10 protein-coding genes are annotated in these 14,117 nt (G+C 35.9%); 2 read left to right on the plus strand and 8 right to left on the minus strand.

All coding sequences use genetic code 11. The annotated features are described in order from the left end of the window. Nucleotides 1-60: 60 nt before the first annotated feature. The 3 genes from IIF7_RS03895 to era form a co-directional block, all read right to left on the minus strand. Nucleotides 61-2,808, minus strand: coding sequence for an outer membrane beta-barrel protein (locus tag IIF7_RS03895; RefSeq protein ID WP_084840370.1), 2,748 nt, complete (start codon nt 2,806-2,808; stop codon nt 61-63). Nucleotides 2,809-2,997: 189 nt separating this feature from the next. Continuing rightward, complete coding sequence (der, locus tag IIF7_RS03900) at nt 2,998-4,302, minus strand: ribosome biogenesis GTPase Der (RefSeq protein WP_084840371.1); 1,305 nt, start codon at nt 4,300-4,302, stop codon at nt 2,998-3,000. Nucleotides 4,303-4,488: 186 nt separating this feature from the next. Continuing rightward, nucleotides 4,489-5,373, minus strand: coding sequence for a GTPase Era (era, locus tag IIF7_RS03905; RefSeq protein ID WP_084840372.1), 885 nt, complete (start codon nt 5,371-5,373; stop codon nt 4,489-4,491). A 270-nt stretch (nt 5,374-5,643) separates the two neighbouring features. Here era and IIF7_RS03910 point away from each other — a divergent pair, with 270 nt between their 5' ends. Beyond that, nucleotides 5,644-7,185, plus strand: a complete 1,542-nt coding sequence (locus IIF7_RS03910) for a SulP family inorganic anion transporter (RefSeq protein WP_084840373.1) — start codon at nt 5,644-5,646, stop codon at nt 7,183-7,185. Between the two features lie 82 nt (nt 7,186-7,267). Here the strand turns inward: IIF7_RS03910 and IIF7_RS03915 are convergent, their stop codons facing one another. After that, on the minus strand, nt 7,268-8,779 hold the full coding sequence (locus tag IIF7_RS03915) for a carboxypeptidase-like regulatory domain-containing protein (RefSeq protein ID WP_084840374.1): 1,512 nt from the start codon (nt 8,777-8,779) through the stop codon (nt 7,268-7,270). A 214-nt stretch (nt 8,780-8,993) separates the two neighbouring features. Here IIF7_RS03915 and IIF7_RS03920 point away from each other — a divergent pair, with 214 nt between their 5' ends. Continuing rightward, nucleotides 8,994-10,424 carry a nicotinate-nucleotide adenylyltransferase gene (locus IIF7_RS03920; protein ID WP_084840375.1) on the plus strand — a complete coding sequence of 477 codons (1,431 nt, stop codon included), beginning with the start codon at nt 8,994-8,996 and terminating at the stop codon, nt 10,422-10,424. Nucleotides 10,425-10,526: 102 nt separating this feature from the next. Here IIF7_RS03920 and IIF7_RS03925 read toward each other — a convergent pair whose 3' ends face one another. The 4 genes from IIF7_RS03925 to IIF7_RS03940 form a co-directional block, all read right to left on the minus strand. Then, nucleotides 10,527-12,476, minus strand: a complete 1,950-nt coding sequence (locus tag IIF7_RS03925; RefSeq protein WP_084840376.1) for a M1 family metallopeptidase — start codon at nt 12,474-12,476, stop codon at nt 10,527-10,529. Between the two features lie 159 nt (nt 12,477-12,635). Further along, on the minus strand, nt 12,636-13,088 hold the full coding sequence (locus IIF7_RS03930) for an RNA methyltransferase (protein WP_084840377.1): 453 nt from the start codon (nt 13,086-13,088) through the stop codon (nt 12,636-12,638). A 102-nt stretch (nt 13,089-13,190) separates the two neighbouring features. Next, nucleotides 13,191-13,631, minus strand: coding sequence for a MarR family winged helix-turn-helix transcriptional regulator (locus tag IIF7_RS03935; RefSeq protein ID WP_084840378.1), 441 nt, complete (start codon nt 13,629-13,631; stop codon nt 13,191-13,193). A gap of 6 nt (nt 13,632-13,637) precedes the next feature. Beyond that, nucleotides 13,638-14,114 carry a glutathione peroxidase gene (locus tag IIF7_RS03940; RefSeq protein ID WP_084840379.1) on the minus strand — a complete coding sequence of 159 codons (477 nt, stop codon included), beginning with the start codon at nt 14,112-14,114 and terminating at the stop codon, nt 13,638-13,640. Nucleotides 14,115-14,117: the final 3 nt, after the last annotated feature.

Below are 14,117 nucleotides of genomic sequence, written 5' to 3' on the forward strand. Positions count from 1 at the left end.
ATAAAAAAGCCCAAACTTAGATTTAAGTTTGGGCTTTTTTAAATGCTTTTATTTAGCAGACTATCTTGGTGGCGGTGGGCCTCTTCTTCCTCCTCTGCCTCCAAAGCTTTGTCCTCCAAAATTCTTCAGGTTATACGTAAAACTCAACATTGCATATTGCGTAAGCACTAAACTATTAGAATCCTGAATATAATCGTCACCTATTTGTCTTCTGGTATTAATTACCTGGTCTAATACATCATAAACCTTCAGTTTAATATTCGCTTTTTCATTCCAAAATTGATATCCTAAACTGGTGATCCACATGATAGAAGTATTATCAAATTCAGAAGAAACATTTCCGAATTTATTGTAAGAAATATCGTTTCCAAAAACAACATTCTTAGGCCAGTAAGTGGTTACTTCTAAGCCAGCACTTTGATTAATAAACTCCTGGTCGTTAAGCGTGCTTATACTGTAATTCGAATTATTATATTCGATCCCAATGTTAGGATTAAGTTCGATAACATCGTCTATAGCATAGGTAAATCTAACTCTAGGCTCAATAGTTACGTTTTCTGAATCAAATTGCACTCCGTTTGAGAAACCAACATTTTTTCGATAACTAGAATTTAAAGACAGGTTATATCTAAACTCTTTATTTTCGTTTTTCTTTTGTTTATTATAAAACACTCTTAAATTAGCAGACATTGCTCCATCAACGTTTGTATACGTTGTGGTTCTTAATAATGTATTAGGATCTGTTACCGTTCTTGCAACAACACTATTTTCTGTAAAATTTAAACTGAAAGAACTAAAAATCCCGCTTCGTTTAGAAAAATCAAAATTACGATACCCGGCACGAATGTTATGGCTATAAGAAGGTCTTAAGTTTGGATTACCCGTAATAATGTTATTAGGGTTTGTTTGATCTATTACCGGTTGCAATTGTCTTACAGATGGCACATTGGCATCTGTAGAATAATCTAACGAAAGGCTTTTAGAACGCTGTACTTCATATCTAATTCTTGCACGCATATAAAGGTTATTATACGTGTTATCGAAAGAAGTTTCAGAAAGGTAATTTTCATTTTCTAAAGTAGTGTTTAAAAGACCAATATTGGTATCTACTCGCCAAACATCACCTTCAAAGTTTATCCCGGCATTTGGAATGTGTTGTCTACTTTGCACTTCAAAATTACTACTTAGTTCTTCGTTATAAGTATTGTAATTTCCGTTAGCATCTGCATCGTAAACATAGCGCTCATTGGTATTATTCTCTGATCTAAAATCGTAAGAAAGGTCTAAGAATAAATCATCAGACAATACACTACGTTGTGATACGCTAAACGAATAATTTTGAGTATTTCCATCTTCATCGATATATTGATCCTGAATATCTACATCATCGCCAGCATCGTTATACACTACCCTTTCAGAATAAAAATAGTTATCGTTTTCCTGAACATCGTAAGAGTTTCTAAACTCTAATTGAAGAAATGCCCCTCTTTTCCCAAAACGCTTAATGAAGTCGATATTATTACTAAAACTTGTACTGTAAATATCTTCAGATTCACTGGTAGTAGCACTGTTGGCTAACTCACGATCTTCAGTTAAACTCTCAGATAAGCTTCCCCTTTCAGATAAACCGGTGTTCGCCGTAAATCTTGGAGAAATCGAAAGTTGGGTTAGCGTATCAAATTCGATTTCGAATCTTGCATTTGAACGATGGCTATCGTTTTTAAGATCACTAAAGCTTGAAGAGTTTGTAAAATATCTTTGATCTGGAAGAATATTTTCTCTTTGGATAGACGTTTCCTGCCTGGTATCATTTCTTCCGAAGAAATAATCACTATTAAGCTCGTATTTATCATTCCATTCGTTTGTGTAATTTGCTCCGGCAGTTTCGGCTTTAGTGATACCACCGCCTCCACCTCCGCCAAAAACAGAGCGTGCTCCAGATCCTCCCATCATTCCGTAAACCTCATCAAAACTAAATCCAGAGCTATTAATGTTGTTAGAACTAGCAAGAATACTCAAACGCATATCATCTTTAAACATATTGGCAATACCACTAAGCTCGTATCTATCGTTTGTACCGCCACCAGCAGTAGCTCTGGCAAAATATCCTTTATTCTTATCTTCTTTAAGGGTAATATTTATGGTTTTGTTATCTGGATCTCCAGCTTTTCCCGTAAACTCTTCAGATCTGGTTTTTTGATTAGAAACCTGAATCTTTTCAATAATTTCCTTCGGAAGATTCTTGGTTGCGATCTGAGGATCGTCTCCAAAAAATTCTTTCCCGTTTACCTTTATGCTCGAAACGGGTTTCCCATTAATTGTAATCGCTCCATCTGAATCTACTTCTACACCCGGTAATTTTTCCAGTAATTCTTCAAGATTTGCATTTTGTCTGGTTTTAAAACTATCGGCATTAAACTCTAAAGTGTCTTTTTTAAGTGTTAAAGGAGGTCTGGAAGCAACAACGGTTACCTCACCAAGTTGGTTATCTTCAAGCTCTAATTTTAGATTACCAACATCCTGAGTACCTTCTTTTACTTCTACAACCTTTTTAAAAGGCTTAAACCCGGCATAAGAAACCAGAAGGTTTAACCGCTCTTCTTTAGAGCTTCCAGAAAGAACAAAAGCTCCGGCGGTTTCAGAGATAGTATAAGTTACCAAAGTACTATCGGTTTGTTTTTCTACATAAACTGTAGCAGATTCTAATGGATTCCCATCTGGATCCAAAACTTTCCCAGTGATTTCAAAGTTCTGAGAAAAACTTATCGCAGTAACAAAAAGAAACGCGACAAAAAGATAAAATTTCATTGATCGATGTTTTAAATTTTCGGTTATGGTTCTACTTCTATATACGTGGTGTGAGCTTGTATGTTTTTAGACTTCCTAAAACCAAAAACGTTTAATAAAACATCAAAATATTTTAAAATTTAACTAAAAAAGGATCCCCAATGCTGCTACAGCACTAAGAATCCTTAATCTATTAAGAGTATTATTTTATTATTTCTTCCTGAAATACACGGTTATCGGCACGCCATTAAAATCAAATTCTTCCCGTAGCTTGTTTTCTATAAACCGCTTGTAAGGATCTCTTACATACTGGGGAAGGTTACAGAAAAAGGCAAACTGAGGCTGCGGAGTAGGCAATTGCATACAAAACTTAATTTTTACAAACTTCCCTTTATAAGCCGGTGGTGGATTATTCTCGATAATAGGAAGCATTATATCATTAAGCTCTCTTGTTTTTAATTTTTTGCTTCTGTTCTCGTAAACTTTAACTGCAGTTTCTATAGCCTTAAAAATACGCTGTTTATTTAAAACCGACATAAATACAATAGGCACATCTGTAAATGGCTCTATCTCCCTACGAATCATTTGCTCGTAAGTTTTCATGGTATTGGTTTCTTTTTCTACCAAATCCCATTTATTTACCAGAATCACAATCCCTTTACGGTTACGTTGCGCCAGCCAGAAAATATTTTGCACCTGCCCATCAAATCCACGATTGGCATCTAAAACAAGTAAACAAACATCTGCATTTTCAATAGCTCTTACAGATCGCATTACCGAGTAAAACTCTAAGTCTTCTTTTACTCTGGATTTTCTACGAATCCCTGCAGTATCTACAAGGTTAAATTCGAATCCAAATCTATTGTATTTAGTATCTATAGAATCTCTGGTAGTCCCTGCTATATCTGTAACGATATAACGATCTTCACCAATCAATGCATTTATAAAAGAAGATTTTCCTGCATTTGGACGTCCAACAACAGCAAATCTTGGTAATTCACTTTCTTCTTTATAAGTTTCTTCTGGTAAAGCCTCGATCACAGCATCTAATAAATCTCCGGTTCCACTACCATTGGTACTGGCAATAGGAAAATATTCGCCCAAGCCTAAAGCATAAAACTCTACTGCGTTTTCTAAACGCTTATTGTTATCTACTTTATTTACTGCAAGAAAAACGGGTTTATTTACTTTTCGAAGTAATATGGCAACATCTTCATCCATTGGTGTAATACCAGATTCGACATCTACCATAAAAATTAGAACATCGGCTTCATCGATCGCCAGTTCTACCTGCTTATCGATTTCAGCTTCAAAAACATCGTCACTACCAATCACATAACCACCAGTATCGATTAAAGAGAATTTACGACCATTCCAATCTGATTTCCCATAATGGCGATCACGGGTTACACCGCTTACTGAATCTACAATCGCCTCACGACGTTGGATTAAACGATTAAAAAAAGTAGATTTCCCAACATTAGGCCTTCCTACGATAGCAACAATACCACTCATATCTAAAAATTATTGGCAAAGGTAGTATTTAACAACCGAACTTTAAACAATAATGTTTCAGGAATTTAAATAGGTATTTTATGCTATAGTCTCAAATTGTACTCAAAAAGCAATTCAACTAATACAGGAATAAAAAAACAATTTTAAAAAAGTGGCTTAGATTTATCGAATATTAGCGCTATAAAATTAGTCTTTAGAATAGCCAAAACGGCGTAACTGCCTATCGTTACTTCGCCAGTTTTTGTTCACTTTTACGTATAATTCTAAATGCACCTGTTTTCCAAAAAACTTTTCAAGATCTGCTCTAGCCTCTACTCCTACTCTTTTTAAAGCGTTTCCTTTATGGCCAATAATAATCCCTTTTTGGGTATCGCGCTCTACCATAATTACACTACGCATTCTTATAATTTTCTCCTCTTCAAAAAACTCTTCAGTTTCTATTTCTACGGAATAAGGAATCTCTTTTTTATAGTGTAATAAGATTTTTTCTCGCACAATCTCGTTTACAAAAAATCGCTCTGGCTTATCGGTAAGACTATCTTTTGGATAAAAAGCAGGACTTTCTGGAAGCAATTCTACAATTCGGCTAAAAACTTCAGAAACATTAAAACCTTCTAACGCAGAGATTGGATAAATTTCAGCATTTGGAACCTTTTCTTTCCATAGGCCCACCTGTTCTTCGAGTTGCTCCTGATTAGATTTATCAATTTTATTCAGCAATAATAAAACAGGAATATTGGCATTAACGATTTTATTAAAAAACGACTCGTCTTTTAATTCTCGTTCACCAATTTCAACCATGTACACCAAAATATCGGCATCCTCGAAAGCAGATTTTACAAAATCCATCATCGATTCCTGTAATTCGTATGCTGGTTTTATAATTCCCGGTGTATCACTTAAAATCACCTGAAAATCTTCACCATTTACAATTCCTAGAATCCTATGTCTTGTAGTTTGCGCTTTTGAAGTTATAATTGATAAGCGCTCACCAACAAAAGCGTTCATTAACGTAGATTTCCCAACATTTGGGTTTCCTATAATATTTACAAAACCTGCCTTATGTGCCATACTGAAATTTTTTACAAAGGTATTTTATTTAATTGCTGCATCCTAAAACGAAGCTATAATTAAAAAATATCTGCTAAAAAACTGAAGCCAAAATTATACAATTTGGATGCGAATTATATAATTACCAGCATTTTATATTACGATACCATTAAAACTTGAAGCCTTTTAAGCGCTATCCTTTCTTATTAAATTTAATTCTATAATTTTGCGGCTTCTAAAATTTAAACCTAAGAGTTTAAATATCAGGATTACGACGCAAAAATTCACAATATGAAACAAGTTTTCAACCTCTTTGATTTCTCACAAAAAGTAAATTATAAAACCGAGATTCTGGCAGGGCTAACCGTAGCCATGACGATGATTCCAGAATCCTTATCCTTTGCAATTCTTGCAGATTTCCCGCCATTAGTAGGATTATACGCCGCTTTTATCATGGGAATAATCACGGCTATTTTTGGTGGCCGCCCAGGTTTGGTTTCTGGTGGTGCCGGTGCAACGGTGGTGGTTTTAATTGCTTTAATGCAATCACATGGTTTAGAATATGTTTTTGCAGCTGTAGCCATGGCCGGTATTATCCAGATTGCAGTTGGTGTTTTTAGGCTTGGTAAGTTTATACGATTGGTACCACAACCCGTTATGTTTGGTTTTGTTAACGGTTTGGCGGTTATTATCTTTTCGGCACAGTTAGAACAATTTAAAGTAATGGTAAATGGTGAAGCCGAATGGTTAACCGGTAGCCCGCTTTTAATTATGCTTGCCCTGGTAGCTCTAACTATCGCAATTATTTTAGTTTTCCCTAAGATCACCAAAGCAGTACCGCCATCTTTAGTAGCGATATTGGTTGTTTTTGCGATCGTTTATTTCTTCGGAATCGACACTAAACAGGTTAAAGATATTGCTTCGGTAAGCGGAAGTTTACCTCCGTTTCACATTCCGCAGGTACCGCTAACTTTAGAAACACTAAAGATCATTTTCCCATACGGACTTATCATGGCAGCGGTTGGATTAACTGAAGGTTTACTTACCTTAAACCTGGTAGACGAAATTACAGGAACCCGCGGCCGTAGTAATAAAGAATGTGTTGCACAGGGAACCGCGAATATTGCTAATGGATTTTTCTTTGGAATGGGTGGCTGCCCTATGTTGGCACAAACGCTGGTAAATCTATCTTCTGGATCTCGAGCCAGACTTTCAGGAATTATCGCTGCAATTACTATTTTGATAATTATTCTTGTTGGTGCCCCGGTAATCGAATTATTACCAATGGCTGCACTTACGGGTGTAATGATCATGGTAGCTTTTGGAACTTTTGAATGGGCGAGTTTTAAAACGCTTAACAAAATGCCTAAACACGATATTTTTGTGATGGTTGTGGTGACTTTAATCACCATTCTACTTCATAATCTTGCGCTTGCTGTACTTATTGGAGTGATTATCTCGGCATTGGTTTTTGCATGGGATAACGCAAAAAGAATTCGTGCAAGAAAACGTATTGATGAAAATGGTGTAAAACATTATGAGATTTACGGACCACTTTTCTTTGGTTCTACCACCGCTTTTAATGAAAAATTCGATGTTTTAAACGATCCTAAAGAAGTGATCGTAGATTTTTCTGAAAGTAGAATTGTAGACATGTCTGGTATCGAAGCCGTGAACAAACTAACCGAACGTTATGCTAAACAAGGCAAAAAACTACATTTAAGACATCTTAGCCAGGATTGCCGACAATTATTAAGCAATGCTGATGCTATTATTGAAGTAAATATTATAGAAGATCCTACGTACCGAGTAGTTACCGATAAGGTGCAGTAGATTTCTCTTAATGAAATAAAAAAAGGGTTTCAAAATACCGAAATTCGATATTTTGAAGCCCTTTTTTAGTATTAAAAACTCTCTATTCTGCTTCTGCAGATTCGTCTAAAGAACTGAAGGATTTAATCGCTTCGTTAGGTTCCATGATATTATATCCATCCCAAAACTCAGCATTATACTTTTTAAATTCCTTATAATCGAAATTATTATTGGTTTCTAAAGATGCATACGCGTCTTTACTTAAGCTTTCGTCATCGTAAATGATCCACTGTGATTTAGAAACATTACTGGCGATAATATCCATTTCCAGGTCTAATTCTTTAAGACGCTTGTTCCAGATCCAGCTTCCTTTTTTAACCAGTAGAGTTAAAGGTCGATCTACACCAAAGGTATTGCCAGCGCTTCTTTCGATGTATTTAGGATTATATTTTCCGCTTTCATTCTTAGCAAAGATCATTTTTCCGCTATACACATCTTCTTTATTGCTTACCCCAAAAAGCTTGAATTTCTTTAGCGGTTTTACATTTTCGTAATCCAGGCGATACAGCCCAAAATCTTCGGTACTCACAAACATTTTCCCTTTAAAATCGGCACCGCGTTTTGGTTCAAAATTAATAACATAGGCAATATCATTCCCAATTTGAGTATAGCCCGCCACCTCGAATTCGTATTTCCTGGATTTTTCAAAAACATCTAAAGTGAGATCTTCTTGCCAGAACATTCCTTTTAAGTTACTACCTATTCGATATTTGAGTCCTTTTGCGATACTTTCATAGCGTTTTATACTGTCTTTTGCTTTCTCCTCGGGTGTTTTTTCTTTAGGCTCGGCAGCTTCCATATCTTCAAGAAATTCTTCGCTATCCATTTTTACACCCAAAAGACCCGATTTTACTTTTACGTAAGTATCTTCTCCCAAATTGTCTTTAATAATTTGTTCTAAACGCTCGCCCAGTTCTTCGACACCTTCCTCGTTAGTTGGATTGTAGAGATTAGCTATTTTTATAGGCTGAATTTTTTGCTCTTCATAATTTCCGTAGAAATCACCAAGATATTCAGTATAACTATCTACATATCGCGGAATCTGGCTAAGCGCATTATTCACAAATTTCTGGTCGATCTCTGGGATGGTACTTTCTTCAACTTCCATATCTAAACGGCTTATATTGTTGAAAAAAGAGCTACGATAAAAGAAACGTTTTTTAGTTAAATCGAAATTATAATTAGAATCGATATTGGCCATTACGCGCTCTAAAATTTCTTCGCCTGTAAGGTTTTTATCTGAAAGAAAAACTTCGGTTAAAGCTATAGAAGACGGCTTAATAAACAGCGTATCCTTTAAAGCTGAAACGGCGATCTCGGTTTCTTCGTAACCTAGGGAAGAGATTTTAATTTTGGTCTCGGCTAAAGTTCCTTCGGGAAGCACAAAAACTCCCTCGTCGTTAGTAACCACTCCTTTGTTTTCGCCATACTGGATAGTTGCAAAAGGAATAATTTCTTTAGTTTGAGCGTCGGCCAGCACGGCAGAAATTTCGAGTTGCTGACTAAAAACACTAGACGAAATAAGCAAAAGCGCCTTAATAATCAATGTTCGCATTTTGATGATGGTTTAGTTAGATGAACTATCTAAAAAGACGTTTACAGTTAAAAACCGTTACACAAATTTTAGATTTTTAATAGATGTTATAGATTGAGTTTGTTTACTTAACGCACAATCATCAATAAATATTATAAAATATCTAACATTGGTTTGGGCTACACTCTTCAGAATAATTGTATTTTTAAGCAAAGAATGCCTAAAGGTCTAATCTATGCCAATTAACGTTCAGGGGGATAAGGAGTTTCAAAATATAACTTCTATTCAAAATAAAGCCCTTCGTATTAATCTTAATGAAAACATCTACGGAACTTTTGCTGAAATTGGCGCAGGCCAGGAAACGGTAAGAAACTTTTTTAGAGCACCTAATCCTACCGGCACTATTGCCAAAACCATGAGTGCTTACGATAAGGATTTTAGTGATGCGATTTATGGCGCCGAACCTGCTAAGAGATACGTAACAGAACCTCGCCTTAAAGCTATGATGGCTTACGAAACCGGACTCATAGAAAAACGTATTTCCCGGCTAAAGCACCCCAATAAACTCTTCTTTAGTTTTGCAAATACGGTTGCGACTATAGATTGGGCAAAAAAATATAAAGGTCACGGTTGGATTGGGATTAGATATCAAACTACGCCAAAAGAAGAATATAACGAGATTATAATGCATGTGCAGCTACATGAAAATAAGGCCGCACAACAGCAAATAAGCCTTGGGATTATGGGCGTAAATCTAATTTATGCAGCTTATTATCATCACGACGATCCTAAAACCTTACTTAAACATCTTTATGATCATTTAAGTCCAGATAAAATTGAAATTGACACCATTAATTTTACGGGTCCAACTTTTAAAGATGTAGACAATCGCTTAATGAGTTTACAACTGGTTAGAAATGGAATGACAGATGCGGTGATGTTTGCCCCGTCTGGTCACAATGTGCTACCAGCAAACCTATTATATAAAAAGAATATTCTTACACTTCGCGGAAGTTTTAGACCGGTTACCAATGTAAACATTAGCATGTACGAAAAATCATTGCAAATGTTTATGGAAGAACACGAAGTAGAACGAGCTGCCACAGAAGTTATCTTTGAAATGACACTTTTTAACCTGAAGGCTGAAGGTGATGAAATCGATGAGAAAGACTTTTTAAATCGTGCAGATTTGCTTTGCGCTTTGGGACATACGGTGATGATCTCTAACTTTCAGCAATATTATAAAGTTGTAGATTATTTTGCTCAGTTCACTGCAGAACAGATTGGGCTTACCATGGGCGTAACCACGCTAATTGATATTTTTGACGACAAATATTATAAAGAATTAAGCGGCGGAATTTTAGAGGCCTTCGGAATTCTATTTGCCAGAAATGTGAATATTTACCTTTATCCGGCCAAAGACGAAGAAACGGGAGAAATCTTATCTACCAAAAACTTAAGGGTTAATAATAATACCCGCGGATTGTATAATTTCTTTAAACAGAACGATCGTATTATCGATATTACAGATTTTGAAGAGCAATCTTTAGATATTAACTCCAGAAAGATCCACGAAATGATTATTGAAGGTAAAGATGGTTGGGAAACCATGCTTCCAGAAACTGTAACCAAACTAATTAAAGAAAAACAGATGTTCCATAAGTAATTACCTCTTAAAAAAACATCTCTAAATTATCGAATATCGCATCATAGTTAAAACAAAAATCCCGGCAGTGCCGGGATTTTTTATGATATGATTAAAGTTATTCTAGTTTTGATAGAAAGACTGTGCTGGCCAGCTATCGTTAGAATAATCTACATCTGGTAAGATTTTATCTGGATCGATCTCGACACTTTTTGGAGCTTTATCTGTTTCCACTAAGTGACTCCAGGTATCGCCACGTTGCCAGATTTCTACAGGAAGCGTAAGATCTTCAGTAGATCCATCCTGATAAGTGATTTTCAGTTTAACCGGCATTGGTACTTCACCTTTATTTGCCAGGTTGATGATGAAACCTTTTCCTTCTCTATTTCCACGAATACCTTCGATAGCAAGGTCGATATTTCCTGTTCCGTAGAACCAGCTACCAAAGAACCATGACAGATTTTCGCCTGCTACATTTTCGATGTGATTAAAGAAATCTTTTGGTTGTGGGTGCTTGTATGCCCAGGTTTTAATGTAAGATTTAAATGCATTATCAAATCTTTCGTGCCCTAACACATATTCTCTTAGCATATATAAACCAACTGCTGGTTTGTAATAAGCCACCATCCCAAGATTTCTAAGATTTGCTACATCTGGATACGTATCGATTCCCTCACGAGTATCAGACTTAAACCAACCTGTCATATTTCTGGTTTGATTAAGGCTTGTTGGATATTCCCCAAATTCCTGAGTACTATAATAGTTAATAAAGGTATTAAAACCTTCATCCATCCATGCGTATCTTCTTTCGTTAGATCCTACGATCATTGGGAACCAGTTGTGACCAAATTCGTGATCTGTAACTCCCCAAAGCGAAGCTCCTTTACTTCTCCAACCACAAAAGTTAAGACCAGGATATTCCATCCCACCAATTTCAGCAGCAACGTTAGTAGCTACCGGCCAAGGGAACTCAAACCATCTGTTAGAGTAATTCTCTATTGAATGTTTACTATATTCTGTAGATCTTCCCCATGCGTCGTTACCTGCACTTTCTTTTGGATATACAGATTGTGCTAAGATATCTTTACCGCTTGGCAAATCGATCTTTGCAGCATCCCAAATAAATGCATTAGAAGAAGCAAAAGCAATATCGTGAGAGTTCTCCATTTCAAAATGCCACGTAAGTGTTCCTTCCTGTTTTGCTCTTAAAGATGCATCTTTAATTTCGTCTTCGCCAACAATAGTTACAGTCTCGTCACTTTTTCTGGCTTTATCCAAACGCTCTCTCATTTTAGCTGAAAGTACCTGGCGTTCGTTTACTAATTCACCAGAACCTACAACAATATGATCCCAAGGTGCTGTGATTTCGTAATCAAAATCACCATACTCTAAATAAAATTCTCCTGCACCAAGATATGGCTCAACATTCCAACCTTCGATATCATCGTAAACCGCTGTACGAGGATACCATTGTGCCATCGCATAAATAGTACCATCTTCTACGGCCAATCTTCCCATACGATCCATTCCTTTTACCGGAATCTTATAGGTAAAATTCATAGAAACTGTTGCAGTACCACCATTTGCTTTAATTGGCTCATCAAACCAAACCTGCATTCTGGTATCATTAATAATATGCTTAGAAGAAGTACTTCTTCCTGTTTTAGCCTGAAGGTTTGAAATTTCGTAACCACCATCTACATCTCCATTATACCTGTTACCTCCAATTGGAGTAGTTAATGTTCCGCGAGAATTTTCTGTAAAGCGGTTTTGCTCTAAATATAACCAGATAAAAGGTAATTCATCTGGACTGTTATTGGTATACGAAAGCGTAACTTTTCCGGTTAATGTATGTGCCTCGTCGTCTAAAGTTGCTTTAATTTCGTAATCGGCTTCGTTTTGCCAGTAATCTGGACCTGGAACTCCTGAAGCTGAACGGTAACGATTACCGGTACGATTCATAAATTCATCAAAATCCTGCTGATTGCTCCCTACTACTTCCTGAGCCTGAGACATAAAGCTAAAAGCTCCTGTGAAAGCTAAGGCAAGTACAGCCTTTGAAAAATATTTCATTTTTAAAATTTTTATTTAGTCGTCGCTAATTTAAAGAAAGTATTAAGAAAAATGTATTAAAACATTAAGGAAAATAAGCAAGTAAATCGATTAACTAATTATTGCTGAAATTCGATAATTTCAGGATAAATTTATTTTGCATAAAAATGAGGAAAATTATTATTGCTTTGCGCTGCGATCGTACATGATGATACTTCCTGCTACAGAAACATTTATACTTAAAGTTGACTTGAATTTCACTAGAAAATGAGATTTTTCTATAGCTTGCTTAGAAAGACCGTGATCCTCGGCTCCTAAAAGATAAACGCAGCGACGCGGATGTTTAAAAGTTTCTAAATCTTGCGCTTTTTCATCTAATTCTACCCCAACTAACATAGCGCCTTTGGGTAAATGCGCATAAAAATCCTCAAAAGTCTCGTAATGAAAATACGGCATTGCGCCAACTGCTTTATGCGTATCACAAGCCTGCTTTGCATAGCGATTACCAATGGTAAAAATAAAACTTGCCCCCATATTTTGGGCAGAACGCCATAATACGCCTAAATTTTCAGGAGTTTTTCCATTCTGAATTCCAATTCCGAAGAAACCTTGTTCTAGATTATCCACTTTCATGGCCGCAAGGTATTATTTTAGATTTAAACCTGAAATTATATAATTTCAGCATAAAATCTTAGAATTTTGATTCAGAAAAATAAAGGTTTAAATTATCGAATCTTACCTCTTTTTTTCGAAACGGCTAAGAAAATTTTTAATAAGCAATTGCATGCTTCCCAATTCTTCAACTGGCGTATTTAGCACTCTGGATAAAGAAAACGGAATACGTTTTGCCTTAGTTTTTAACGCCAGCCCGGTTTTAGTGATGCTAACTTTTGCTTCTAGCGTATCTGGATCCTGATCTTGTAATGTGATAAAAGATTTTTGTTGAAGTGCATTTAAAATTGGTAACAAACTTTCTTTATTTAAATAAAGTTGTCTTCGAATTTGGCCAATATTAACTTCGTTATTTTCCCATAACATTAGCATCACCAAATATTCTGGATAACTTAACTGAAGCTTTGCCAATACTGGCTGATAAAGTCTTGAAATAATTCTGGTAGAACCATAAACGGGAAAGCATAGCTGCTCGTTTAAGGTAAGGGTAGATTTAGTAGTCATTTTACGCTATTTTAGAAGTTGTTGGATATCCTTTTCTATTTTATCTGGTGAAGTTGTTGGAGCATATCTTTTAAATGGTTCGCCATTTGGAGCGATTAGAAATTTGGTAAAATTCCACTTAACTCTTTTTCCTAGCATTCCTGGCAGAGCTTTTTTAAGATACTTAAAAATGGGATGAGTATCTTTACCGTTTACATCAATCTTTTTTGTGAGCGGAAAAGTAACTCCGTAATTAATTTTACAGGTTTCTTCCATCGTTTCGTTAGATAATGGCTCTTGTCCTGCAAATTGATTACAGGGAAAACCAATTACTACCAAACCCTGGTCTTTGTATTCCTGATGTAATTTTTCCAGACCTTCAAACTGTGGGGTTAGTCCACATTTTGTAGCGGTATTTACAATTAAAATAGGTTGATTTTTAAACTGATTAAATTGAAGAGACTGCCCGCCGGCAGTTTTAATATCGAAATCGTAAATTTTCATAGC

The organism is Zunongwangia atlantica 22II14-10F7, from assembly GCF_002094855.1.
GTDB classification, from domain to species: Bacteria; Bacteroidota; Bacteroidia; order Flavobacteriales; family Flavobacteriaceae; genus Zunongwangia; species Zunongwangia atlantica.